Origin of the sequence: Actinokineospora iranica, assembly GCF_900101685.1 — a bacterium.
Taxonomy (GTDB): Bacteria; Actinomycetota; Actinomycetes; order Mycobacteriales; family Pseudonocardiaceae; genus Actinokineospora; species Actinokineospora iranica.
This window is the reverse complement of sequence record NZ_FMZZ01000006.1, coordinates 168,702-190,731: the sequence shown is the minus strand read 5'-3', so window position 1 is coordinate 190,731 and position 22,030 is coordinate 168,702. Positions and strand designations below refer to the sequence as shown.

At 71.1% G+C, this 22,030-nt stretch carries 28 protein-coding genes; 16 read left to right on the top strand and 12 right to left on the bottom strand.

Going from position 1 to position 22,030, the window contains the following annotated elements; all coding sequences use genetic code 11:
* From BLS56_RS14600 to BLS56_RS14590, 3 genes are read right to left on the bottom strand one after another with little or no spacing between them, the layout of a single operon-like run.
* A complete protein-coding gene (locus BLS56_RS14600; protein WP_091450588.1) occupies positions 1-354 on the bottom strand; it encodes a hypothetical protein in 354 nt (117 codons plus the stop codon).
* A gap of 3 nt (positions 355-357) precedes the next feature.
* Positions 358-825 carry a DUF6247 family protein gene (locus BLS56_RS14595; protein ID WP_091450587.1) on the bottom strand — a complete coding sequence of 156 codons (468 nt, stop codon included), beginning with the start codon at positions 823-825 and terminating at the stop codon, positions 358-360.
* Positions 826-844: 19 nt separating this feature from the next.
* Positions 845-1,330: a GNAT family N-acetyltransferase gene (locus BLS56_RS14590; protein ID WP_091450586.1), complete on the bottom strand. Its 486-nt coding sequence runs from the start codon at positions 1,328-1,330 to the stop codon at positions 845-847.
* Between the two features lie 98 nt (positions 1,331-1,428).
* On the opposite strand from BLS56_RS14590, the gene BLS56_RS14585 reads away from it, so the two are divergent.
* Genes BLS56_RS14585 through BLS56_RS14575 form a run of 3 tightly spaced genes read left to right on the top strand, consistent with a single transcriptional unit; the run spans position 1,429 to position 2,755 of the window.
* Positions 1,429-1,737: a DivIVA domain-containing protein gene (locus BLS56_RS14585; RefSeq protein WP_091450585.1), complete on the top strand. Its 309-nt coding sequence runs from the start codon at positions 1,429-1,431 to the stop codon at positions 1,735-1,737.
* Complete coding sequence (locus tag BLS56_RS14580; protein WP_091450584.1) at positions 1,734-2,201, top strand: SRPBCC family protein; 468 nt, start codon at positions 1,734-1,736, stop codon at positions 2,199-2,201. The genes BLS56_RS14585 and BLS56_RS14580 overlap by 4 nt, the downstream gene beginning before the upstream one ends.
* Positions 2,198-2,755 (top strand): DNA-3-methyladenine glycosylase I, encoded by a 558-nt coding sequence (locus tag BLS56_RS14575; protein ID WP_091450583.1) that lies wholly within the window; start codon positions 2,198-2,200, stop codon positions 2,753-2,755. Before BLS56_RS14580 ends, BLS56_RS14575 begins: the two co-directional genes overlap by 4 nt.
* Here the strand turns inward: BLS56_RS14575 and BLS56_RS14570 are convergent.
* Together BLS56_RS14570 and BLS56_RS14565 are read right to left on the bottom strand one after the other, a co-directional pair.
* Complete coding sequence (locus BLS56_RS14570; protein ID WP_091450582.1) at positions 2,742-3,521, bottom strand: enoyl-CoA hydratase/isomerase family protein; 780 nt, start codon at positions 3,519-3,521, stop codon at positions 2,742-2,744. The genes BLS56_RS14575 and BLS56_RS14570 overlap by 14 nt on opposite strands.
* Before the next feature lie 22 nt (positions 3,522-3,543).
* Positions 3,544-4,344, bottom strand: a complete 801-nt coding sequence (locus BLS56_RS14565) for a PaaX family transcriptional regulator (protein WP_091450873.1) — start codon at positions 4,342-4,344, stop codon at positions 3,544-3,546.
* Between the two features lie 181 nt (positions 4,345-4,525).
* On the opposite strand from BLS56_RS14565, the gene BLS56_RS14560 reads away from it, so the two are divergent.
* Positions 4,526-4,693, top strand: a complete 168-nt coding sequence (locus BLS56_RS14560; RefSeq protein ID WP_018684035.1) for a DUF3117 domain-containing protein — start codon at positions 4,526-4,528, stop codon at positions 4,691-4,693.
* A gap of 51 nt (positions 4,694-4,744) precedes the next feature.
* Positions 4,745-6,250: a leucyl aminopeptidase gene (locus BLS56_RS14555; protein ID WP_091450581.1), complete on the top strand. Its 1,506-nt coding sequence runs from the start codon at positions 4,745-4,747 to the stop codon at positions 6,248-6,250.
* On the opposite strand, the gene BLS56_RS14550 is transcribed toward BLS56_RS14555, so the two are convergent.
* Entirely contained in the window at positions 6,172-6,687 is a 516-nt protein-coding gene (locus BLS56_RS14550) for a GtrA family protein (RefSeq protein WP_139190689.1), read from the bottom strand. The genes BLS56_RS14555 and BLS56_RS14550 overlap by 79 nt on opposite strands.
* A gap of 36 nt (positions 6,688-6,723) precedes the next feature.
* Positions 6,724-7,902, bottom strand: coding sequence for a glycogen synthase (gene glgA, locus BLS56_RS14545; protein WP_091450579.1), 1,179 nt, complete (start codon positions 7,900-7,902; stop codon positions 6,724-6,726).
* 128 nt (positions 7,903-8,030) lie between these two features.
* On the opposite strand from glgA, the gene glgC reads away from it, so the two are divergent.
* Positions 8,031-9,248, top strand: coding sequence for a glucose-1-phosphate adenylyltransferase (gene glgC / locus BLS56_RS14540; protein WP_091450578.1), 1,218 nt, complete (start codon positions 8,031-8,033; stop codon positions 9,246-9,248).
* 33 nt (positions 9,249-9,281) lie between these two features.
* Here glgC and BLS56_RS14535 read toward each other — a convergent pair whose 3' ends face one another.
* Positions 9,282-9,926, bottom strand: a complete 645-nt coding sequence (locus BLS56_RS14535) for an O-methyltransferase (RefSeq protein WP_091450577.1) — start codon at positions 9,924-9,926, stop codon at positions 9,282-9,284.
* Between the two features lie 265 nt (positions 9,927-10,191).
* On the opposite strand from BLS56_RS14535, the gene sigE reads away from it, so the two are divergent.
* The 4 genes from sigE (at position 10,192) to tatB (ending at position 13,519) form a co-directional block, all read left to right on the top strand.
* A complete protein-coding gene (sigE, locus tag BLS56_RS14530) occupies positions 10,192-10,764 on the top strand; it encodes an RNA polymerase sigma factor SigE (protein ID WP_091450576.1) in 573 nt (190 codons plus the stop codon).
* A 43-nt stretch (positions 10,765-10,807) separates the two neighbouring features.
* Positions 10,808-11,428 (top strand): zf-HC2 domain-containing protein, encoded by a 621-nt coding sequence (locus tag BLS56_RS14525; RefSeq protein ID WP_139190687.1) that lies wholly within the window; start codon positions 10,808-10,810, stop codon positions 11,426-11,428.
* 120 nt (positions 11,429-11,548) lie between these two features.
* On the top strand, positions 11,549-13,099 hold the full coding sequence (locus BLS56_RS14520; RefSeq protein WP_091450575.1) for a S1C family serine protease: 1,551 nt from the start codon (positions 11,549-11,551) through the stop codon (positions 13,097-13,099).
* A 45-nt stretch (positions 13,100-13,144) separates the two neighbouring features.
* Complete coding sequence (gene tatB / locus BLS56_RS14515; protein WP_091450574.1) at positions 13,145-13,519, top strand: Sec-independent protein translocase protein TatB; 375 nt, start codon at positions 13,145-13,147, stop codon at positions 13,517-13,519.
* 286 nt (positions 13,520-13,805) lie between these two features.
* On the opposite strand, the gene BLS56_RS14510 is transcribed toward tatB, so the two are convergent.
* Positions 13,806-14,951, bottom strand: a complete 1,146-nt coding sequence (locus BLS56_RS14510) for an Mrp/NBP35 family ATP-binding protein (RefSeq protein WP_091450573.1) — start codon at positions 14,949-14,951, stop codon at positions 13,806-13,808.
* Positions 14,952-15,088: 137 nt separating this feature from the next.
* Between BLS56_RS14510 and BLS56_RS14505 the strand changes: the two genes are divergently transcribed.
* On the top strand, positions 15,089-15,541 hold the full coding sequence (locus tag BLS56_RS14505) for a MarR family winged helix-turn-helix transcriptional regulator (protein ID WP_091450572.1): 453 nt from the start codon (positions 15,089-15,091) through the stop codon (positions 15,539-15,541).
* A 16-nt stretch (positions 15,542-15,557) separates the two neighbouring features.
* On the opposite strand, the gene BLS56_RS14500 is transcribed toward BLS56_RS14505, so the two are convergent.
* From BLS56_RS14500 to BLS56_RS14490, 3 genes are all read right to left on the bottom strand, one after another.
* On the bottom strand, positions 15,558-16,094 hold the full coding sequence (locus tag BLS56_RS14500; RefSeq protein WP_091450571.1) for a DUF1003 domain-containing protein: 537 nt from the start codon (positions 16,092-16,094) through the stop codon (positions 15,558-15,560).
* Positions 16,087-17,346, bottom strand: coding sequence for a magnesium transporter MgtE N-terminal domain-containing protein (locus BLS56_RS14495; RefSeq protein WP_091450570.1), 1,260 nt, complete (start codon positions 17,344-17,346; stop codon positions 16,087-16,089). Before BLS56_RS14495 ends, BLS56_RS14500 begins: the two co-directional genes overlap by 8 nt.
* Positions 17,347-17,422: 76 nt before the next feature.
* On the bottom strand, positions 17,423-18,292 hold the full coding sequence (locus BLS56_RS14490; RefSeq protein ID WP_091450569.1) for an aminoglycoside phosphotransferase family protein: 870 nt from the start codon (positions 18,290-18,292) through the stop codon (positions 17,423-17,425).
* 115 nt (positions 18,293-18,407) lie between these two features.
* Between BLS56_RS14490 and BLS56_RS14485 the strand changes: the two genes are divergently transcribed.
* The 5 genes from BLS56_RS14485 (at position 18,408) to BLS56_RS14470 (ending at position 21,981) form a co-directional block, all read left to right on the top strand.
* Positions 18,408-19,499: an HpcH/HpaI aldolase/citrate lyase family protein gene (locus tag BLS56_RS14485; protein ID WP_091450568.1), complete on the top strand. Its 1,092-nt coding sequence runs from the start codon at positions 18,408-18,410 to the stop codon at positions 19,497-19,499.
* Positions 19,492-20,361, top strand: a complete 870-nt coding sequence (locus tag BLS56_RS14480; protein ID WP_091450567.1) for an HpcH/HpaI aldolase/citrate lyase family protein — start codon at positions 19,492-19,494, stop codon at positions 20,359-20,361. The genes BLS56_RS14485 and BLS56_RS14480 overlap by 8 nt, the downstream gene beginning before the upstream one ends.
* Positions 20,362-20,416: 55 nt before the next feature.
* The gene (locus tag BLS56_RS14475) at positions 20,417-21,538 is read left to right on the top strand and encodes an AAA family ATPase (protein WP_091450566.1); all 1,122 of its coding nucleotides are present in this window, start codon (positions 20,417-20,419) and stop codon (positions 21,536-21,538) included.
* Positions 21,531-21,659, top strand: a complete 129-nt coding sequence (locus BLS56_RS32270; protein ID WP_228771638.1) for a DUF4276 family protein — start codon at positions 21,531-21,533, stop codon at positions 21,657-21,659. Before BLS56_RS14475 ends, BLS56_RS32270 begins: the two co-directional genes overlap by 8 nt.
* 136 nt (positions 21,660-21,795) lie before the next feature.
* Positions 21,796-21,981 (top strand): hypothetical protein, encoded by a 186-nt coding sequence (locus BLS56_RS14470; RefSeq protein WP_139190685.1) that lies wholly within the window; start codon positions 21,796-21,798, stop codon positions 21,979-21,981.
* Positions 21,982-22,030: the final 49 nt, after the last annotated feature.

Here is a 22,030-nt window from a genome sequence, read left to right as displayed (position 1 = left end):
CTAGTCCGTCGCTTTCGGATGAGCGGCGCTTGCCTCGACAACCCAGACGATCTTGCGCTCCGGGTCCGGGCAGTACCAGATTCGGCCACCCGAGGTCACCTCGTACTGCCACTGGTCAAGCTCACGTCCGCCCACTGTTCGGCTGCCGAGCACTCCTCGAAGGCGATGCTGCCGGGCGGGATTCTCGGGAGTCACGGGACGCTCCGTGAGGATCACCCACGCTTCCCAGGTGTTGGAGCGGGCCGTCTGGCACAAGTCTTCCCAGCCCTTGGCCGCGTCGTTCGTGGCGAAGCGAGCTTCCCAGCCACCGGTCTTGGCTGGCGGCGCGACGCGGTCACCGCGTTTGGCTCCCACCGTTCACGCCTCCGTGGGAGCGGGGATCGTGCCGAAGTCGTCATCGATCGGACGGGTGAGGTTCGCGGCCAGTTCGGGGTCAGCGTGGATGGCGGCGGTGCTTCGCCACTCCCGAATCGTCTGGTCGAGCAGTGCCCACTGGCCGATCTCAGCCGAGGCGGAGAAGGCTCGCGCGAAGTCGGCGACGAACTGGCGCCGGTCGGCCTCCGGCAGGGCGTCAGCCCAGGGGAACTCGTCGATCAGGGATCGCGCCGCCGCTCCCCACGCGGCTTCGGGCAGGTGCGCGAGCAGGTTGCGCAGTGCCCGGGCGGCCACCACTGCTCCATCCGCTGTCGCAGCCGCGCGATCCACCCTGGTGAGCAGCAGGGCCGCGCCGTCGCGCCGCCGCACCCGCACATCCCCTTGGTCGGCGAGCGCGGCGACGCTCTTGGGGTCGCGTTGCAGTTCGCTCCACTGGACCTCAGTTGTCACAGATCCATTCTGAACTTATTCAGAAGTCCTGGCAAGCGAGGACCGGGTGAACGAGTTCCAGTTCCCGCAGCGCCGGATTATGCGGGTGGTCGTCATCGCGGCCGGTGAGGGTGAAACCGAGCCGTTGGTAGAAGCGCAGGGCGCGGGTGTTGGTTCCCACCGCCCACGCGGTCACCTGGGTCGCGTTGTGGGTGTGGGCCCAGTCGATGACGGCGGTGACGACCTTGGCGGCGAGGCCAGTGCCCCGGGTGTCCGGGTGCGCCCAGACCGAGATCATCTCGACCTCCGTGCCGGGGATGCCCGCGGCGATGGCCGCTGGGCGGTCGGCGAGCCAGCCGAGGAAGACGGCGTGCTTGGCGGGCCACTCGCGCCACCGGGCCTCGTCGAAGCGCAGTTCCGTGGCCAGGGTGGACCCGAAGGCGTAGGGGGCGTCGGTGAGGGCGGCCAGGCGGACGGCGCGCAGGTCTTGCCAGTCCGCGGGGGTCGCGCGTCGCACCGTGGGCATGTGGGCAGGGTCGCTGGGACGGTGGTTCTCGGCAACCGGATTTCCCCGGGTCCGGTGGGCGGTGCGCGTACCCGGGCAGTCGTGACACCATGCCTTGGGTGACCACCGTGCTCATTTACCTCGTCGTCATGGTGCTCGTGGCGGCGGTGGTGTTCCTGCTGGCCTCCGTCGTGTTCGGGCGGGGCGAGGAACTGCCCGCCCTGCCGCCCGGCGCGTCCCCCACCCGGCTGCCCGGGACCGGGGTCACCGGCGACGACCTGCGCGACGTCCGCTTCCAGTTGGTGCTGCGGGGCTACAAGATGTCCGAGGTCGACTGGGTGCTGCGGCGCGCGAGCGACGAGATCGACCAGTTGCGCGCCCGGGTGGCCGAGTTGGAGGCGACCGCCCCGGCGGGCGACGCCAGGTGATCGAGGTCACCGAAAGCGTCGACGTGGCCGTGCCCGCCGCGGCCACCTGGGCGGCTGTGACCGACTGGGACCGGCAGGGCGAGTGGATGCTCGGCACCACCGTCCGGGTCACCGAGGGCGACGGCAGCGGCGTCGGCTCCCGGCTCGCGGCGTTCACCGGGGTCGGCAAGGGGGTCGGCAAGGGGGTCGGCAAGGTCGGGTTCACCGACACCATGGACATCACCGTCTGGGACCCGCCGCGCCGCTGCGAGGTGCGGCACACCGGGAAGGTCGTGCGCGGGTCCGGCGTGTTCGAGGTCGATGAGCGCGGCCCGGCGGCGTCGACCCTGGTCTGGCGCGAGCGGCTGGACCTGCCGTTTGGCGCGCTGGGCAGGGCGGGCTGGGCGGTCGTCGGCCCCGGTTTCCGCCTCGGCCTGCGCCGGTCGCTGCGCCGGTTCGCCGCGTGGGCGGAGCGTGCGGCGTGATCGACCGCCCCCGCTGCGCCTGGGGGGACTCGTCCCCCGACTACGCCGCTTACCACGACGACGAGTGGGGTGTGCCGCTGCGCGGCCGCGACGAACTGTACGAGCGGGTCAGCCTGGAGGCGTTCCAGTCCGGCCTGTCGTGGATCACGATCCTGCGCAAGCGCCCCGCCTTCCGGGCCGCTTTCGCGGGCTTCGACCCGGACAAGGTCGCGGCGTTCACCGAGGCCGACGTGGCCCGCCTGCTCGCCGACGCGGGCATCGTCCGCAACCGGGCGAAGATCGAGGCCACCATCCGCAACGCCCGCGCCATTCTCGACTTGGACCAACCGCTGGACGACCTGCTGTGGTCCTTCGCCCCCACCGGCCCCCGCGTCCGCCCGGCCACCATGGCCGAAGTCCCCGCCGTGACCCCCGAGTCGAGAGCCATGGCCAAGGAACTCAAGCGCCGCGGCTTCGCCTTCGTCGGCCCCACCACCTGCTACGCCCTCATGCAGGCCACCGGCATGGTCGACGACCACGTGGCCACCTGCTGGCGGGCGGTCAGCGGCCGGTGAAGTTCGGCTCGCGCTTGGCGATGAAGGCCTCCACGGCCTCCCGGTGATCGGCCGTGCCGCCCGCTTCGGCCTGGGTGCGGCCCTCGGCGGCCAGGCCGTCGGCCAGGGGGCCGCCAGCGGAGGCCAGCATGGCTTCCTTGATCTTGGCGTAGGCCGTCGTGGGGCCCGCGGCGAGACGGCTGGCCAGGGCGTGGGCGGTGGGCAGCACCTCGGCGGCGGGGACGACCTGGGTGACCATGCCGATCCGCAGGGCTTCGTCGGCGGTGACGGGCTTGGCGAGCAGCATCATCTCCATCGCGCGGCCGTAGCCGATGAGCCGGGGCAGGGTCCACGCCGCGCCTGAGTCGGCGGTGAGGCCGACGTTGGCGAAGGCCATCAGGAACTTGGTCGTGTCGGCCGCGATCCGCAGGTCGCAGGCGTAGGCGAAGGACGCGCCCGCGCCCGCCGCCATGCCGTTGACGGCGGCGATGATGGGCTTGGGCATGGTCGTGATGGCCGTCACAATCGGGTTGTAGTGCTTCTCGACCGTGGACAGCGGCGCCGGGTCGTTCGCGCGGAGCAAGGCGACGTGCTCTTTGAGGTCTTGCCCCGCGCAGAACGCCTTACCGGCGCCCGTCAGCACTACCGCCCGCACAGAGTCGTCCGCGGCCGCTGACGTGAGGGCGGTAAGCAGCGCTTCCTTGAGTTCGGTAGTCAGCGAGTTGAACGCCTCCGGCCGGTTCAAGGTCAGCGTGCGCACCCCGTCGCGATCCTCGGTCAACAGCACGGGCTTCTACCTTCCTGCCGGTTTACGCGGGAGTCCTCTGCTTACCACCTCGGCCCAGGCATTCGTCCAGGAACTCGGTCACAGCGGGGGCCAGCCGCGCGGTGTGCTCGTCGAAGAACGCCGCGGCCGCCGTTCCCGGCCAGTCCGCGGGCAGCAGTTCCGCGGGCAGCCCGGGGTCGCGGAAGAGGAACTTCCGCCACGCGTGCAGCAGTCGCTGGGACGCGGCGAAGGCCGCCGCGGGAGCCGTGCCGTCCACAGCGGACATCACCGGCGTCCACTCGGCGACGAACTCGCGGTACTCCGCGCCCAGCGTGCCCAGGTCCCACGCCCGCGCGGCCAGTTCGGCGGCGGAGCCGTCGTGCGCGCCGAGGAAAACACTGGCCGTGGCGTCCTCGGCGGCCAGCACGTCGGCCAGTTCCGGCGACGGGCGCGGCGCCACCCAGGTCGACGGGCCGAGCGGGCCGTAGCCGAGCAGCCGCAGCGACGACGCGAGCCGGTCGCGCGCGCCGCGTGCCGGGATTTCCTCCAACACCACCACGTGCCACGTCCGCTCCCAAGTGGAGGGACCGGTGCGGTAGATCCGCGCGCCCGCCTCGTCCAGACGCCTTTCCGCGCGGGCGGTAAGCGCGTAGCCGGGGCCGTCGGCCAGCCGCACCGGGGTGAGCCAGCCCTGACGGACCATTCTGGACACCGCGGTCCTGATCGCGGGCGCGCCGAAGCCCAGCGGCTCCAGCAGCCGCACCAGGGCGGCGACGGCGGCGGCGCCTCCCCGCTGCCTGAGGTAGCCGCCGTAGAGGTCGAAGAGGGCGGAACGAGCGCGCACGACCCCCGAGTCTGACAGCCCGCCGGGCGGCCCCGCCACTATCGTGCCCGGTCACGCGACACGCGATGATCGGTTCGATTTCACCGCCGCGAGTCGATAGGGGAGAATGGCCGCGACCCGGTCGGTTCACCACGACGTGGACCGGTGTCGGGTGGGCAGGCTATGACGGAGGGAGCACGCTATGGCGGCCATGAAGCCCCGGACCGGGGATGGTCCCCTCGAAGTGACGAAGGAGGGCCGGGGCATCGTGATGCGCGTCCCGCTGGAGGGCGGCGGGCGTCTGGTGGTGGAGATGACCCCGGAGGAGGCCAGCAACCTCGGGGACGCGCTCAAGTCCGCCGCGGGCTGACCCCGCTCGTTTTTTCCCACGAAGATCGGCCCGAGTAGCACGGAGGAACGCTTGCCCACGCCGGTGCCGACCTTGCCGACGACGCTGCCCGACGTGGAGGTGTCCGCGGGCGCCCGCGGCGGCGTCCCGGTGGCGGTGCTCAGCCGTGCGCCCGAGGGCGACGGCCCGCCGCTGCTCGGTCCCGGTGGGGACGTGCTCACCGCCGACTGGGTGGACAGCGTGGCTCTCACCGGCAAGGCAGGGGAGACCCAGCCCGGTCCAGCGGGGTCGGGCGTGCGGTGGGTCGTCGGCATCGGCGAGGGGCGGGCCGAGCACTGGCGCGCGGCGGGGGCGGCCCTGGTCCGCGTGATCGAGGCCAGACTGGCCGACGAGACCGGGGCCGGGCGCAAGGGGCAGTCGGTCCAGGTCGAGTTGCCGCCGGACGCGGGGCCGGACGAGGCGGCGCAGTTCGTGCGCGGTCTCCTGCTCGGCGGATACCGCTTCCGGGTGACCCGGGACGAGCCGAAGCCGCGCCTGCGGTCGGTGCGGCTGGTGGTGTCCGACGCGGACCGTCGCGAGGGGATCACCGCGGCGGCACGCCGGGCGGGCGCGCTGGCCGCGGCGACCGCCTTCGCCCGTGACCTGGCCAACACCCCGTCCAACGTCAAGGACCCGGCCTGGCTGGCCCGCACGGCGGCCCGCGCCGCGGCACGGGAGTCGGGCCTGGACGCGGTGGTCCGCGACGAGAAGTGGCTGGCCGCGCACGGCTTCGGCGGCCTGCTCGCGGTGGGCGGCGGGTCCGACCGGCCGCCGCGCCTGCTGCACCTGACCTGGTCACCGGCCGGGGCGAGCGGCCCGCACCTGGCGCTGGTCGGCAAGGGCATCACCTTCGACACCGGCGGCATCTCGATCAAACCCGCCGACGGGATGCACCTCATGCGCACCGACATGGCGGGCGGCGCCGCGGTGATCGCCGCGATGCTCGCCATCGCCCGGCTGGACCTGCCGGTGCGGGTGTCCGCGCTGGTCCCGTGCGCGGAGAACCACGTCTCTGGGTCCGCTTACCGGCCCGGTGACGTCGTGCGCCACTACGGCGGCCGCACCACCGAGGTCACCAACACCGACGCCGAGGGCCGCATGGTCCTGGCCGACGCCCTGGTCTACGCCGACACCGACCTGGGCGCCGACGTCCTGGTCGACGTGGCCACGCTGACCGGCAACATGAAGGTCTCCCTCGGTCTGCGCACCGGCGGCCTCTTCGCCACGGACGACGCCCTCGCCACCCGCGTCCGCACCGCGGGCGAGCGCGTCGGCGAGGCCTGGTGGCGGATGCCGCTGCTCGACGAGTACGCCGACGACGTGGCCAGCGAGATCGCCGACGTCCGCCAGTGCCCGCCCGGTCCCGGCGGCATCACCGCCGCCCTGTTCCTGCGCGAGTTCACCGGCAACCGCCCGTGGGCCCACCTGGACATCGCCGGTCCGGCTCGCGCGGACAAGACCTACGACGACGTGGTCCCCGGGGCGACCGGGTTCGCCGCGCGGACGCTGGTCGAGCTGGTGGACTCGTACCGGTCCTGACCGAACACCCGGTCGAGCACGGCGAACTTCGCCACGAACACCGGCAGGCCGCTGAGCACGTAGGTGACGTTCAGCACCAGCGTGCGCAGGTTTCGGTCGGCCACGAGCGGCCCGACCAGCCAGTCCACCGCCGTGGTCAGCCCCACCGACACCGCGCCGCCCAGAGCCGTGACCACCAGGTACCCGACGAGCTGCCTGCTCAGCCGGGGGATGCCGCGCTGCCCCCAGGCCCACCAGCGGATCATCACGAAGTGCGGGAGCGCGCCCGCGGCGAACGCCACCGTGCTGGCGGCCATCGCGTCCATCCCGCCGGAGGCGTAGAGCGCGAACAGCACGAGCTGGCTGATGCCGGTGGCCACCAGCGAGGCGACTGTGTACCGCGTGAAGCGCACCCCGCTTCGGCGGAACCAGCGCCCCATCACGCTAAGACCCTCCACAGTGCTCACACTACGAGTCGGTGGCTGACCGTTCTCTCAGACAGACTGTTCTGACGGAGATTCCCCGAGCGCTGTGCGATACACCTCAACGGTCTGCTCGGCCACCGACGTCCAGGAGAACTCCCTCTCGGCCCGCTCCCGGCCCGCCGCACCCATGGCCGCCGCCCGCGCCGGGTCGCCCAGCAGGGCGTTGACCGCGTCGGCCAGTCCACTGCGGAACGCCGACGGGTCGGCCTCGTCGTAGTGCACCAGCAGGCCGGTCTCGCCGTCGGCGACGACCTCCGGGATGCCGCCGACATCGGAGGCCACCACGGCCGTCGCGCACGCCATGGCCTCCAGGTTCACGATGCCCAGCGGCTCGTACACCGACGGGCACACGAACACCGTGGCGTGGCTGAGCAGCTGCCGCACCTCGGCGGCCTGCAGCATCTCCTGGACCCAGAACACCCCCGGGCGCGCCGCCGCGAGCTCCGCGACGGCCGCCTGGGTCTCCTCCGCGATCTCCGGGGTGTCCGGCGCGCCCGCGCACAGCACGATCTGCGCGTCCGGGTCGACGTGGTGCGCGGCGGCGACCAGGTGGGCGAGGCCCTTCTGCCGGGTGATCCGGCCGACGAACACGACGGTCGGCCTGCCCGGGTCGATGCCGAAGCGGCGCAGCACGTCGTCTTCGGAGACCGGGCGGTAAGCGGCCGCGTCGATGCCGTTGCGCACCACGTGCACCTTGGCCGGGTCGAGCGCGGGGTAGCAGGCGAGCACGTCGGCGCGCATACCGGCGCTCACCGCGATGATCGCGTCGGCGGACTCGTATGCGGTCCGCTCGACCCATGACGACAGCCGGTACCCGCCACCCAGTTGCTCGGCCTTCCACGGCCTGCGTGGCTCTAACGAGTGCGCGGTAACCACGTGCGGCACGCCGTGCAGCACGCCCGCGAGGTGGCCTGCCAGGTTCGCGTACCAGGTGTGCGAGTGGACAAGGTCCACTGTGTCCACCGCCGCGGTCATCGACAGATCCGCCGACAGCGTCCGCAGCGCCGCGTTCGCGTGCTCAAGCGCGGCGGCCGGGTTGTGCGCCGTGGCGTCAGCGCGCGGCCCGCCGAAGCAGTGGACGTCGACCTCCACGAGCTCGCGCAGCCTCGGCACCAGGAAGCCGACGTGCACACCCGCGCCGCCGTAGACCTCCGGCGGGTATTCCCGTGTCAGCAGTCCTATGCGCACCCCGGCTACGTTAGTCGTGGCTAGGCCGCCAAACACCGTGAGGCGCGCGGGTGAACGGCGTGTCAACCAACCCCGACACGGACCGCGACGTCTGGCAGGACTCCCACCGCGACAGTTAGGGTCGGACCGTGAAGGGCCAGCCGCGCGTACTCGGAATCGTGTTGGCGGGCGGCGAAGGCAAGCGGCTATGGCCCCTGACCGCCGACCGCGCCAAGCCCGCCGTCCCGTTCGCGGGCAACTACCGGCTCGTGGACTTCGTCTTGTCCAACCTGGTGAACGCCGGTTTCCACCAGCTCTGCGTGCTCACCCAGTACAAGTCGCACTCGCTGGACCGGCACATCTCCACGACTTGGCGCCTGTCGACGGTCCTGGGCCAGTACGTCACCCCGGTCCCGGCGCAGCAGCGGCTCGGCCCGCGCTGGTACACCGGCAGCGCGGACGCGATCTACCAGTCGCTCAACCTGGTTTACGACGAGCAGCCCGACCACATCGCTGTCTTCGGCGCGGATCACGTGTACCGGATGGACCCCGGGCAGATGCTCGACCAGCACGTCGAGTCCGGGGCGGGCGTCACCGTCGCGGGCATCAGGGTCCCCCGCGCCGAGGCCCGCGCGTTCGGCTGCATCGACTCCGACGAGCACGGCAAGATAACCCGGTTCCTGGAGAAGCCGGCCGATCCGCCGTCTGTCCCCGGCCACCCCGACGTCACCTTCGCCTCGATGGGCAACTACCTGTTCTCCACCAGCGCCCTGATCGAGGCCCTGCGCGCAGACGCGGTCGACAAGGACTCCCTGCACGACATGGGCGGCGACATCATCCCCATGCTCGTCGGGGCGGGTAGCGCGCACGTCTACGACTTCGCGGACAACGTCGTCCCCGGCGAGACCGAACGCGACCGCGGCTACTGGCGCGACGTGGGAACCCTGGACGCCTACTACGACGCGCACATGGACCTGGTCTCGGTGCACCCGGTCTTCAACCTCTACAACCGCCACTGGCCGATCCGCACCGCGACCCCGCCGCTGCCCCCGGCCAAGTTCGTCAACGCGGGCTCCGCGGTCGAGTCCATCGTCGGCCCCGGCACGATCATCTCCGGCGCGTCGGTGGTCGACTCGGTCATCAGCGCCGACGTGCTGATCGAGGACGGCGCCCAGGTCGAGGGCAGCGTGGTCCTGCCCGGCGCGCGGATCGGCAAGGGCGCGGTGGTCCGCAGGGCCATTTTGGACAAGAACGTCGTGGTGGCCGACGGCGTCCGCATCGGCGTGGACCCCGAAGCCGACCGCGCGCAGCACACGGTCAGCGGAAGCGGCGTGGTGGTCCTCGGCAAGGGCGCCAGGGCCGAGTAAGCCTCGCCGGGTAAGCCTCGCCGGGTAAGCCGATCAGCCTGCCTTGGCCGCGACCAACAGGCCGTCGCCCAGCGGCAGCAGCAACGGAACCAGTCTCTCGTCGTCGCGGACAGCGCTGACCACCTCGCGCAGCGCCACGGTCTCCGCGTCCCGTTGGCCCGGGTTCGCGCGGCACAGGACATTGTCGAACGCCAGGACGCCGCCCGGACGCAGCAGGCGCACGCCCTGCTCGTGGTACGCGGGGTACTCGTGCTTGGCGGCGTCGACGAACAGCAGGTCATAACCGCCGTCGGTCAGCCGGGGGAGGACGTCGAGGGCGCGGCCCATGATCAGGCGGGTGCGGCTGGGGGCGATGCCCGCCTGCCGGAACGTGCGCTTGGCGACGGCCTGCACCTCGGGCTCGACGTCGATGGAGGTCAGCACGCCGTCCGGGGCCATGCCCGCGAGCAGGTAGAGGCCGCTGACGCCGACGCCGGTGCCGATCTCGACCACCGCCCGCGCCCGCAGCGCGCTGGCCAGGAAGCGCAGGGCGGCCCCGCAGCCGGGGCCGATCGGCGGGCACCCCTGTTGCCCGCCGTGGGCCCTGGCCGCGGCGATCGCCTCGTCCTCGGGGGCCAGGCCCGCCTCGACGTACTCGCATAGCTCCGCCGAGTGCACGGCAGGCGATTCCGGTCCCACGGAGACGCAGATTAGCGGCGGCGGTGGCCAAACCGGGTGAACCCGCCCGGTAGGTCCCGCCGGACCCTTTTTCTCAGGCTCGTCTCAGCAGGTTCTCACGGTCACCATAAGGGGGTACCCCACAGTTGGACCTATGGCGGGGATGGTCGGGAAAGCGGGGAACGCGGTGAGCGTCGGAGACACGATGGTCGGGAACAACGCGGGGCGCGCGCGCGTTGACGGGGCTAGTGGGCAAGACGGTCTTCAGGAGGTGCCTATCTCCACGATGCAGAGTGTCGCCGAGGTGAAGCCGGTCGACCTCGACGCGGCGGCGTGGACGCCGCCGTCCTGGGACGAGATCGTGCGCGAGCACGGCGACCGCGTGTACCGACTCGCTTACCGGCTCACCGGTAACGCGCACGACGCCGAGGACCTGACCCAGGAGACGTTCATCCGGGTGTTCCGGTCGCTGGCGTCCTACAAGCCCGGCACCTTCGAGGGCTGGCTGCACCGCATCACCACGAACCTGTTCCTCGACATGGCCCGCCGCCGCTCGCGGCTGCGCATGGAGGGCCTGCCGGAGGACACCGACCGCCTCGCGGGCGACGACCCGAGCCCGGAGCAGGTCTACGCCGAGACCCACCTCGACCCCGACCTGCAGGACGCGCTCGACGAGTTGCCGCCCGAGTTCCGCGCCGCGGTCGTCCTCTGCGACGTCGAAGGACTGTCGTACGAGGAGATCGGCGCGACCCTCAACGTGAAGCTGGGTACTGTTCGCAGCAGGATCCACCGGGGCCGGCAGGCCCTGCGCGCGTCGCTGGAGCGGCGCCGGGAACTTGCCCAGGAGGCAACGGCATGACCCGCGTGTGCACCGCGGCCGACTTCCGCCCGGAGGTCGGCCCATGACGTTCGAGCGTGCCTGGGGGCTGCCTGAGCAGCACCTCATGCCCGACGCCGTGGTCGCGTTCGTCGACGGCGAGCTTGGCCGCACCGCGCACGACCGCGCGGTGGCCCACCTGGCTGGCTGCCGGTGGTGCGCGGCGGAGATCAACGCCCAGCGCCAGGCCCGCGCCGCGGTGCGCGCAGCAGACGTCCCCTCGATGCCCGCGGGCCTGCTCGCCTCGCTGCGCGCGATCCCGCAGGAGGTCGAGCTGCCCGCGACGCCGGACGGGCTCGCGGTGACCGAGGACGGCCAGCTGGTGGCCATCCAGCGGCCCGAGCGCGCGCAGACCACCGGCTTCGGCTCCAGCACGCCGCTCGGCTCGTCCGCCAAGCTCGGCGAGGGCCGCGCTGTGCTGGGTCGCCGCTCCGGCAAGCGCGCGGCCCAAGGCGCTGGGGTCGTGGTGTCCGGCCTGGTCCTCGGCGCGTTGGCCCTGGTCAACACCACCGGCGCGGCGCCGACGACGGAACGTGCTGAGCCCGCTGTCCCGATCGTGGGCGGCGGCGTTGAGCCGGTCGGTTTCGTCGGCAACCGCATCGCCCACGTCGTCTCACCGAGCTTCGGCCTGGTCTCGGCCCGCTGACCGGCTTCCGCGAAGGCCCCCCGCAGTGCGAAGGCCCTTCGCACTGCGGGGGGCCTTCGCGCGTGCTGGGGTTGGGGTCGCAACGCTTACTTCACCGTGGGTTTGGCACTCTGGGGAACGATGAACCAGCAGAACTTCGACCCTGAGATCGCGCGGGCTGACGAGCAGCCGCCGCGGAACGGGGTCGTGCCAGCGGGCGCCGAGCAGCGAATCACGCCGCGGCCGTTGGACCGGCCTGCCGTCGATCCCACCATGGCCGCCGCGTTCGGCAGGCCTGCCGGGGTCGCGGGCGCGTTCTCGCCGTCCGCGGCCACGCCACCCGTGCTGGGAGAGTTGACCACCGCCCCGCCGCCGCCGGAGTCCCTGGCCGCCGCGTTCGGGCGGCCACCCGGCGAGACCGAGGTCTTGCAGCGCCCGCCGGGGCAAGGCGCCGAGTCCGACGAGTCCGACGACGCGCTCTGGTCCCCGGACGCCGACCCGTGGCGCGATCCGGCCGCGGGCGCGGTCATCGGGCCGCCCGCGGTCGACCGGCCGGACGAGACTGACCCGGACACGGGTAAGAGGCCGTCCGGGGCCCTCTTGAGTCTGTCCGACGTGCTCTTCGGCAGGCGGGTAAAGCCACTTGCCTTGGCCGCTCTTGGCCTTGTCGCGGTTCTTGTCGGCGCGGCGGGCGGGTTGGTGGGGTGGTTCCTCGCCCGCGGCGGCGACCAGCTCACCAGCGACGTGACCCTCGCCCAGACCCAGCCCGGCAAGGAGCGCCCGGCGGGGTCGGTGTCCGACATCGCCAAACGGGTGCGGCCCGCCGTGGTGTCCATCGAGGTGAAGATGGACCAGGGCGGCGGCACCGGTTCCGGTGTGCTCATCGACGGCGCGGGCTACATCGTCACGAACTGGCACGTCGTCACCCTCGAAGGCCGCGCGGACAAGACCGCCAAGATCACCACCGTGTTCACCGACGGCACCCGGACCGAGGCGGCGCTGGTGGGCGTCGACGCGAAGACCGACCTCGCCGTGATCAAGGTGAACGTCACCAACCCCACCGTGCTCCAGTTCGGCGACTCCGACCAGCTCCAGGTCGGCGACTCGGTCCTGGCCATCGGCTCGCCGCTGGGCTTGGCCGACACGGTCACCGAGGGCATCGTGAGCGCCCTGCACCGCCCCGTGGTGGCAGGCGGCGACAACGGGGAGGCGCCGATCACCTACGACGCCATCCAGACCGACGCAGCGGTCAACCAGGGCAACTCCGGCGGCCCGCTGGTCGACTCGACCGGTTCCCTGGTGGGCATCAACTCCGCGATCCGCAGCAGCGAGGGCAACACCGGCAGCGTCGGCCTAGGTTTCGCCATCCCATCCAACGACGCCAAGCGCATAGCCGAGGCCATCATCCGCGACGGCCAGGTCAAACACGCGGACCTCGGCGCCAACGTCCGGTCGGTGTCCGCGGAGACAGCCGAGGGCGCGCAGGTCGTCAACGTCACCGAGGGCGGCGCGGCAGCGGCGGCGGGTATCGTCGAGGGCGACGTGATCCGCAAGGTCGGCGACCGGCAGGTCCGCAACGCCGCCGAGCTGACCGTGGCGGTGCGCATGTTCCAGCCGGGACAGGTTGTTCCCCTGGTGTTGGCCCGGCAGGGGCGCGAGCTGACCATCGAGGTAACCCTGCGGTCTGATTGACCGGCTACTCTGGTGCGGTAGCGGCCTAGTTCGGAGGTAGCGAGGGTGTTCGAGAGCATCGGCTGGGCCGAGATCCTCGTACTCGGCATCGCCGGTCTGTTCATCCTGGGCCCCGAGCGCCTACCCGCAGCCGCAGCATGGTTGGGCCGCTCCATCCGCAAGGCCCGAGAGTTCGCCACCGGCGCCCGAGACCAGCTCAAAACCGAATTGGGCCCAGAGTTCGACGAACTACGCAAACCCTTGCAGGACCTGCAACAGCTCCGCAACTTCGACCCGAAACAAATCGTCGCCAACCAACTCTTCGGCGACGACACCAACGGCGGCGTCAAACCCAACGGCTACGCGAGCACCCAGCCCCCCGTGCCCAAGCCGGACCCCCCCAAACCAGAACGCCCCCCGTTCGACCCCGACGCAACCTGACCGAGGGTCACTCAGCCACCAGCCCAGCCAGCCGCCAGATAGGCGGACGAGCGAACCCGCCTTCCTGCCAACCGGCACCGGCCCTGCCAGGTGCTCGATGGGGCAGAGCGGCAAACCGGCTCTCATGTCAACCGGCACCGGCCCGCCGGGTGCTCAGTGGGAGCGGACCAGCACACCCGCCCTTCTACCAGGCCGGACCCGGCCCTGCCAGGTGCTCGCGGGAGCGGAACAGCGAACCCACGTTCCTGCCAGGCCGCACCGACGCCCGCCCAGTGCTCGATGGGCCTCAGCGACCAGCAGGAGAGACCGACAGCATCCGCCCGGCAAGCCCCCGGGCCCGAACCGACAGCTTCGTCGCGACGTCGATCAGAACCTTGGCCGCCGCCGCGTCCGGTGTCGACTTGACCAGCGGCTCCCCAGCGTCCCCACCTTCGCGCAGGCGCGGGTCAAGCGGCACCTGCCCAAGCAGCGGAACCTTGGCCCCCATCGCCTTGGACAGCGAATCGGCGACAATCTGACCGCCACCGGAGCCGAACACGTCCATGCGGCTGCCGTCCGGCATCTCCAGCCACGACATGTTCTCGATGACCCCCGCGACCCGCTGCCGGGTCTGCAGCGCGATCGCGCCCGCGCGCTCGGCGACCTCGGCGGCGGCCTGCTGCGGCGTGGTGACGACGAGGATCTCCGCGTTCGGGATCAGCTGGGCCACCGAGATGGCGATGTCGCCGGTGCCGGGCGGCAGGTCGAGCAGCAGCACGTCCAGGTCGCCCCAGAAGACATCCGCGAGGAACTGCTGCAGCGCGCGGTGCAGCATCGGGCCGCGCCACACCACGGGGGTGTTGCCGGGGGTGAACATGCCGATGGAGATGACCTTCACGCCGTTGGCCTGGGGCGGCAGGATCATCTTCTCGACCTTGGTCGGCTTTTCCGCCGTGCCGACCATGCGGGGGATGGAGTGGCCGTAGATGTCGGCGTCGACGATGCCGACCTTCACCCCGCGCGCGGCCATGGCGACCGCCAGGTTGACGGTGACGCTCGACTTGCCCACGCCGCCCTTGCCGGACGCGACGCAGTACACCCGCGTCAGCGAGCCCGGCTCGGCGAACGGGATGCGCGGCTCTTCCGCGTCGCCGCGCAGGGACTTGCGCAGGGCGGTGCGCTGCTCGTCGTTCATGACGTCGAGTTCGACGGTGACCGCGCGCACGCCGGGCAGCGCGGACACCGCGGCCGTGACGTCCTTGGTGATCTTGTCCCGGAGCGGGCAGCCCGCGACGGTGAGGTAGACGCCGACGTCGACCCGGCCGTCCGGGTGCACGACGATGTCCTTGACCATGCCCAGGTCGGTGATCGGCTTGTGGATCTCGGGGTCCTGCACACCGGCCAGGGCCTTGCGCACGGCCTCGACACCGGGAACCTGTTCGGTAGTGGTCACCCCATCATGCTACGGGCGGGTAGCGGGCAGGCGTCGGGCGGATGGCACGCGCCACATCCGATTGTCAAGGGCGCTGTGCGCTCGGGTGGACGCGTTCCGTAACATCGTCCACCTGTTTCGGGCCTCGAGGAGGAACCTTGACCGTGCCGGACCAGTCCGCCCGGCCCACTCGCGAAGAACTCCACGCGTGGCGCACGTTTTTGCGCGCTCATGCTCGGATAACTCGCTCGCTGGAGACCGAACTGGTTGCCGAGCAACGTCTGTCCCTGGGCGGATACGACGTTCTCGTCCAACTCGCGGAAGCTCCGGAACGCAAGTTGCGAATGGCAGAACTCGCTGATGCCGTCCTGCTTTCCAGATCCGGCGTTACCCGTTTGGTCGATCGTCTGGAACGCGCTGGAATGGTCGCGCGGGAACGCGTCGCGGGCGACGGGCGCGGCGTCGTCGCCACGCTCACCGAACATGGCCTCGACGTGTTGCGCACGGCTTCGCGCACCCATCTCGCGGGCATCGTGCGCCATTTCGTCGCCCGATTGGACCGCGACCAACTTCGCTACCTCGGGGAACTCTGCGGAAAGCTGGTGGACTAAGCCTGTCTCGAAAAACCTAGGGCTTGACCTCGTCCCACCTCGGGTCGTCACGCGCCGTGTCCGCCGCGGGCCGTGACTTGCCGCGCTTGCCCTTGAGGTCGCCGCGCAGCTTGTCGAGTTCGCCGCGCAGGTAGTCCCGTGTGGCCACCTCGCCGACGGCGAGCCGCAGCGCGGCGAGCTCCCTGGCCAGGAACTCGGTGTCGGCTTTGGTCTGCGCCGCCCGCGCCCGGTCTTCCTCCAGCGACACCCGGTCCCGGTCGTCCTGCCGGTTCTGCGCGAGCAGGATCAGCGGCGCCGCGTACGCGGCCTGGGTCGAGAACGCCAGGTTGAGCAGGATGAACGGGTACGGGTCCCAGCGCAGCGACACCGCGACCAGGTTCACCGAGATCCACGCCACCACGAGCAGCGTCTGCCAGAACAGGAACCTGCCGGTGCCCAGGAAGCGCGCCAGCCGCTCGGAGAACCGCCCGAAGGCGTCCGGGTCGATGGAGAACCGCAGCCCCCGGGGAGCGCGCGGCTGGTCCAGCCGCCTGCGGTACGTCGGCTCAGGCATCGGCATCCTCCGGCTCGGACGCGCGTTCCCGCCAGTTGTCGGGCAGCAGGTGGTCGAGCACATCGTCCACGGTCACCGCGCCGACCAGGTGGTCCTCGTCGTCCACGACCGGCGCGCACACCAGGTTGTAGGTCGCGAAGAACCGGGTGACCTCGATCAGGGAGTCGGTCGGCCGCAGGCTCGTGAGTTCGGTGTCCACGGCCCCGGCCACCAGCTCGAACGGCGGTTCGCGCAAGAGCCGCTGGATATGCACGCAGCCCAGGTAGCGGCCGGTAGGCGTCGCTGACGGTGGGCGGCAGACGAAGACCATGCTGGCAAGCGCCGGGGGGATGTCGGGGGTGCGCACCCGCGCCAGCGCCTCGGCGATCGGCGCGTCCGGGGTCAGCACGATCGGCTCGGGGGTCATCAGGCCGCCCGCGGTGTCCGACGAGTACGCCAAGAGCCGCCGCACCGGCGCGGACTCCTCGGGCGCCATCAGCTCCAGCAGGCGGTTCTTGTCGCCCTCGGGCAGCTCGGCGAGCAGGTCGGCGGCGTCGTCGGGGTCCATCGCCTCCAGGACGTCGGCCGCGCGTTCCTCGTCCAGGTGCCGCAGCAGGTCCTTCTGGTCGTCCTCGGGAAGTTCCTCGATGACGTCGGCGAGGCGCTCGTCGTCGAGGGCGTCGGCCACCTCGTAGCGGCGCTTCACCGGCAGGTTCTGCAGCGCGGTGGCGACGTCGGCCGCGCGCATGGTGTCGAACACCGCGAGCAGCTGGTGCGCGGCCTGCGGCTGCCCGGTCAGCTCGGTGATCCCCGGCGCCCGGATCTGCGACCAGGCCAGCACCTCGATCGGCCCGCGCCTGCCCAGCCGTCCCGTGCGCTCGCGGATCGCGACCCGGCCCAGCACCCAGTCCCTGGTGCGGGTCGGCTCCATCGCGGTGTCCACCACGACCGCGGACGCGCCGGTCGACACCACCTCGACCCGCGCGTCCAGCAGCTGCCCGACCACCAAGACCTCGTTGGGGCGCTGGGTGAAGTGCCGCAGGTTGACCGAGCCGGTGGCGAGGGTGATCGCGTTCGGCTCGATGCTCGCCACCCGCAGCATCGGCACGAAGATCCGCCTGCGGGTCGCCAGCTCGACCACGATGCCCAGCACCCGCGGCGGCTGCCCGTCGACGCGCAGCCCGGCGACCAGGTCGCGGATCTTGCCGATGGACTCGCCGTCCGGCCCGAACACGGGCAGACCCAGCAGTTGCGCGGCGAAGACCTTGCTCATGCCTGGCACGCGGCCAGGCTAACCGCACCTCGGTAAACCCACCCTTCGACGTGCTTATCAGCACTCAGGCAAGCGGCTAGGCCAGGGCTTTGGCGATGGCCGCCGCGCGGGCGGCGGCCGGGTCGATCGGGTTGTCCTCGTCCTCTTCGGCCCCGAGCCAGTTCTCCACCGCGCGCACGAAGGTCCAGCGCCGGGCGCGGTCGGGGTCGGCGCCGGTCAGGTCGACCAGGTGGTCCAGGCGGTCGGTGACGGCGTCGGTCCAGCGGTTCCACAGCAGCGCGATCAGACCCCACTCCGGGTCGCCCGCGATCGGCTTGGGGTCGATCACCAGCCACGGCTCGCGCTCGCCGCGCAGCACGTTCTCGTAGTGCAGGTCCTGGTTGACCAGCCGGCTCGCCGCGGTCGGGCCGAGTTCGGCGCAGTAGGCCACGGCCTGTTCGACCAGGTCGGGCGGCACGGGGAAGTCCTCTTCTTCGTTGTCCTCTGGCAGCTCGTGGACCATCCGCGCCGCGACGTCGCGCAGGGTCACGACCCGCGGCGGGGCGGGGCGGTCGAGCCTGCGGATCAGGCCGCCGATGACGTCGAGGGCGGTGTCGATCGGCTCGTCGAGCAGCGAGTGGTCGCCGTGCAGGCGTTCGAGCAGCATCGCCCAGTCGCCCGGGTCGTGCTCGAACAGGCGGACGGCGCCCTGGCCGTCCCACAGGGACAGTGCCAGCGCCTCGTGCTCTGCCTCCGGGTGCGGCCATCCCAGCTTGAGGACCGCCGGAGTCCCGTCGGCGCGGCGGACCGGGAGCACCAGGGCGACGAACCCGTGCCACGGGCCGCCGTCGCGGGTCAGGTCCCAGCGGTCGAGCAGGCGGTCGGCGAGACCGGGCAGCCCGGCCAGCCAGCGCAGCTCGCCCTCCTCGGTGAAGTGCTGGCCGAAGGTGGGCGGGACGATCGTCATGGGGGCTGATCCTCACGTGTCGCACTGGCCACAATGGCGGTCCAGTGGGCGGCGTGGTCGACTACAACTCTTACACGGTTACCGGCTGGTTAACCCCGTACCGAACGGAGGCTCGATGCGTTCACCGAAGGACTTCTTCCGCCCGCTCGCGGTAGGTGCGCCCGAGCCGGTGCGGGAGATCCCGTTCCGGCCCTCCCGCATGATCCACTTCTTCGACCCGAGCAACGAGAAGATGGCCGCGAAGGTTCCCGACATGGCCGCGCAGGCCGACGTCGTGCTGGGGAACCTGGAGGACGCGGTCCGCGCCGACCGCAAGGAGGCCGCGCGCGCGGGCCTGGTCAAGATCGCCCGCGCGACCGACTTCGGCGACACCCAGCTCTGGACCCGGATCAACAGCCTCGACTCGCCGTGGGTGCTCGACGACCTGATCACCCTGGTCACCGAGATCGGCGACAAGCTCGACGTGATCATGGTCCCCAAGGTCGAGGGCGCGGCCGACATCCACTACGTCGACCGGCTCCTGGCGCAGCTGGAGGCCCGCGCGGGCCTGACCCGGCCGCTGCTGGTGCACGCGATCCTGGAGACCGCCAGCGGCGTGGCCAACGTCGAGGAGATCGCCACCGCCAGCCCCCGGATGCAGGGCATCTCGCTCGGCCCGGCCGACCTGGCCGCGAGCCGCCGGATGAAGACCACCCGCGTCGGCGGCGGCCACCCCGGCTACCTGGTCCGCGAAGACCCGACCGGCGACGACCTCACCACCGGCCGCGCGACCTACCAGCAGGACCTGTGGCACTACACCGTCGCGCGCATGGTCGACGCCTGCGCGGGCGCCGGAATCCTGCCCTACTACGGCCCGTTCGGCGACATCGCCGACGTCGTGGCCTGCGAGGACCAGTTCCGCAACGCGTTCCTGCTCGGCTGCGTCGGCGCGTGGAGCCTGCACCCCAAGCAGATCGCGATCGCCAAGAAGGTGTTCTCGCCCGCCCCCGCCGACGTGGCGTGGGCGCGCCGGGTCATCGACGCCATGGGCGACGGCACCGGCGCGGTCATGATCGACGGCAAGATGCAGGACGACGCGACCGTCAAGCAGTGCCGCGTGGTGGCCGAACTCGCCGACGCCCTCGCCGCCCGCGACCCCGAACTGGCAGAGGCCTATGTCGCCGAGGCCGCTGCTGTGAAATCTCAGGAGGCTCTGGCCAATGGCTGAACTGCGACCCCGCCGCTCGGTGCTCTACATGCCGGGCGCTAACGAGCGCGCGTTGGAGAAGGCCAAGACCCTCGACGCGGACGCTCTTATCCTTGACCTAGAGGACTCCGTAGCACCTGACGCCAAGGCTGACGGCCGTAAGAGGGTCTGCGAGGCCGCTGCGTCCGGGGAGTACGGCCGCCGCGAGCTGACCATCCGGGTCAACGGCCTGGACACCGAGTGGCACGCCGACGACATCCGGGCCGCCGCCGAGGCGGGCCCGGACGCGATCGTCGTGCCGAAGGTCAACTCCGCGGCCGAGGTGCACGCCATCGAGCGGTCCCTGGAGGCCGCGGGCGCCCCCGACAAGACCGCCATCTGGGCGATGGTCGAGACCCCCATCGCGATGCTGCACGCCTACGACATCGCCGCGGCCAGCGAGCGGCTGTCGGTGCTGGTGATGGGCACCAACGACCTGGCCAAGGAGTTGCACGCCGAGCACGTCCCCGGCCGCGCCCCCCTGCTCGGCGGCCTGTCGCTGGCGCTGCTGGCCGCCCGCGCGACCGGCAAGGTCATCCTCGACGGCGTCTACAACGACGTGAAGGACCTCGACGGCTTCGCCGAGGAGTGCCTGCAGGGCAGGCAGTTCGGCTTCGACGGCAAGACCCTGATCCACCCCGGCCAACTGGAGCCGTGCAACCGGATCTTCGCCCCCTCCGACGCCGAGATCGCCCACTCCGAGAAAATCATCGAGGCGTTCGAAGCCGCCACCCGCGAAGGCCGAGGCGTAGTCACCGTCGACGGCCGCATGATCGAAAACCTGCACGTCGACAACGCCCGCCGAGTCCTCGCCGTCGCCGCCGCCATCCGCGACCGCGCCTGACCCGAACGGCTGGCGGCGAAGCCCAGGCTTCGCCGCCAGTCGTAGAGTTGATCCCATGGCGGACGGCGTGCTCAACGAGATCGAGGTCGAGGGCTACACCTCGATCGAGCACGCCACGATCCGGTTGGGCAGCCTCAACGTCCTGGTCGGCGCCAACGGCGCGGGAAAGAGCAACTTCATCCGCGCGCTGGAACTTCTGGGGCGTATCGCGGACGCCGAGCTAGGGCTGTTCGTCGGCCTTAACGGCGGGGCGTCGGCCCTGCTCAACCGGAAGGCGTCCGACAGGGGCATCAAGCTGCGGCTGGACGGAGCCAAGAACGGCTACGAGGCGCTGCTTGTCCCCGCCGCGAACGATGAACTGATTTTCTTGTCGGAAACGGTGGCCTTCCGGGGCGCAGGTCACCTCAAGCCGTACACGAAGTTGCTTGGGCGCGGCCACCGGGAAAGCCGGCTCTTGGAGGCAGGCGGCGATGGGCCGTCCGTCGCCTCGTACGTGCTCGATCTGCTCCACGACTGCCGGGTGTTCCACTTCCACGACACGAGTCGGGACGCCCCGGTGAAGCAGTTGGTGCCGACCGCGGACAACCTCGCCCTGAGGAACAACGCGGGCAATCTGGCGGCGGTTTTGCTCGCCCTGCGCGACCACGACGACACTGCCTCTCGTGCCGCATACCGGCGCATACTCGCCGCCATCCGGCAGGTAGCCCCCTTCTTCAGGGACTTCGTCCTGGCCCCAGAAGCGGGCGACCGTATCCGCCTCCGATGGCGTCAGACGGACTCGGACGCGGTCTTCTCCGCCGACCAGATGTCGGACGGAACACTGCGCTTCGTCTGCCTCGCGACCCTGCTGCTACAGCCCAACCTGCCAGCTCTCCTGGTGCTGGACGAACCGGAACTGGGCCTGCACCTTTACGCCATCGTGCAGTTGGCCGGACTCCTTCGCCAAGCCGCGACCCGCAGCCAGGTGCTCCTGGCCACCCAGTCGGTCACGCTGATGAACCAGTTCCAGATCGACGACCTGATCGTGGTCGAGCGGGTCGACGGCAATTCCGTGTTCAGCCGTCCGGACCGCGAGCGCCTGAGCGCCTGGCTGTCCGAATACTCCCTGGGTGAGCTGTGGGAGAAGAACCTGATCGGCGGCCGCCCCGGAGCCGGAGGAACCAGCCTCCATGGCTGATCGAGCCAGGCGCCTGCACTTCCTGGTGGAGGGACAGACCGAGGAGACGATCGTCCGGGACCTGTTCCAGCCGCATTTCCACGACCACGGCTGGGTGAGCCGACGATTGTTAACTTTGTAGTGGTCTGCCGCGTTGGCTACGGAATGGTCACGGCGCAGGTCAGGGACGTGACAGCGCGTGAAAGGTTGCGGTGACATAACGCACAGAACACGGAACGGTCTTGCGGTACACATGTCCGGTGATGTGCTCTATGCCCATGGGTAGACACAGCCTTCCCTCCGAGTCGCGCGGAGTCCTCAGCATGTTCAGCGGCCGTCGTCGGCAGCGGGACGACCTGTTCGACCGGAGCTTCCGCTCTTGTGACGACTGCGGCGCCGATGTCTATGTCCTCGCCGAGGACTGCAAGGACTGCGGCACCGCCCTGGAGTTGCGCGCGGGCTGAGGCGTCCCGTCAGATCGTTCCGGCCCGGAGGCCATCGGCTTCCGGGCCG

Coding starts and splice junctions, on each gene's coding strand:
- BLS56_RS14590 (WP_091450586.1), bottom strand. CDS start 1,330: ATGCCCACGGTGCGACGCGCGACCCCCGCGGACTGGCAAGACCTGCGC.
- BLS56_RS14560 (WP_018684035.1), top strand. CDS start 4,526: ATGGCGGCCATGAAGCCCCGGACCGGGGATGGTCCCCTCGAAGTGACG.
- sigE (WP_091450576.1), top strand. CDS start 10,192: ATGCAGAGTGTCGCCGAGGTGAAGCCGGTCGACCTCGACGCGGCGGCG.
- BLS56_RS14525 (WP_139190687.1), top strand. CDS start 10,808: ATGACGTTCGAGCGTGCCTGGGGGCTGCCTGAGCAGCACCTCATGCCC.
- BLS56_RS14520 (WP_091450575.1), top strand. CDS start 11,549: ATGAACCAGCAGAACTTCGACCCTGAGATCGCGCGGGCTGACGAGCAG.
- BLS56_RS14500 (WP_091450571.1), bottom strand. CDS start 16,094: ATGCCTGAGCCGACGTACCGCAGGCGGCTGGACCAGCCGCGCGCTCCC.
- BLS56_RS14495 (WP_091450570.1), bottom strand. CDS start 17,346: ATGAGCAAGGTCTTCGCCGCGCAACTGCTGGGTCTGCCCGTGTTCGGG.
- BLS56_RS14490 (WP_091450569.1), bottom strand. CDS start 18,292: ATGACGATCGTCCCGCCCACCTTCGGCCAGCACTTCACCGAGGAGGGC.
- BLS56_RS14485 (WP_091450568.1), top strand. CDS start 18,408: ATGCGTTCACCGAAGGACTTCTTCCGCCCGCTCGCGGTAGGTGCGCCC.
- BLS56_RS14480 (WP_091450567.1), top strand. CDS start 19,492: ATGGCTGAACTGCGACCCCGCCGCTCGGTGCTCTACATGCCGGGCGCT.
- BLS56_RS14475 (WP_091450566.1), top strand. CDS start 20,417: ATGGCGGACGGCGTGCTCAACGAGATCGAGGTCGAGGGCTACACCTCG.
- BLS56_RS32270 (WP_228771638.1), top strand. CDS start 21,531: ATGGCTGATCGAGCCAGGCGCCTGCACTTCCTGGTGGAGGGACAGACC.
- BLS56_RS14470 (WP_139190685.1), top strand. CDS start 21,796: ATGGGTAGACACAGCCTTCCCTCCGAGTCGCGCGGAGTCCTCAGCATG.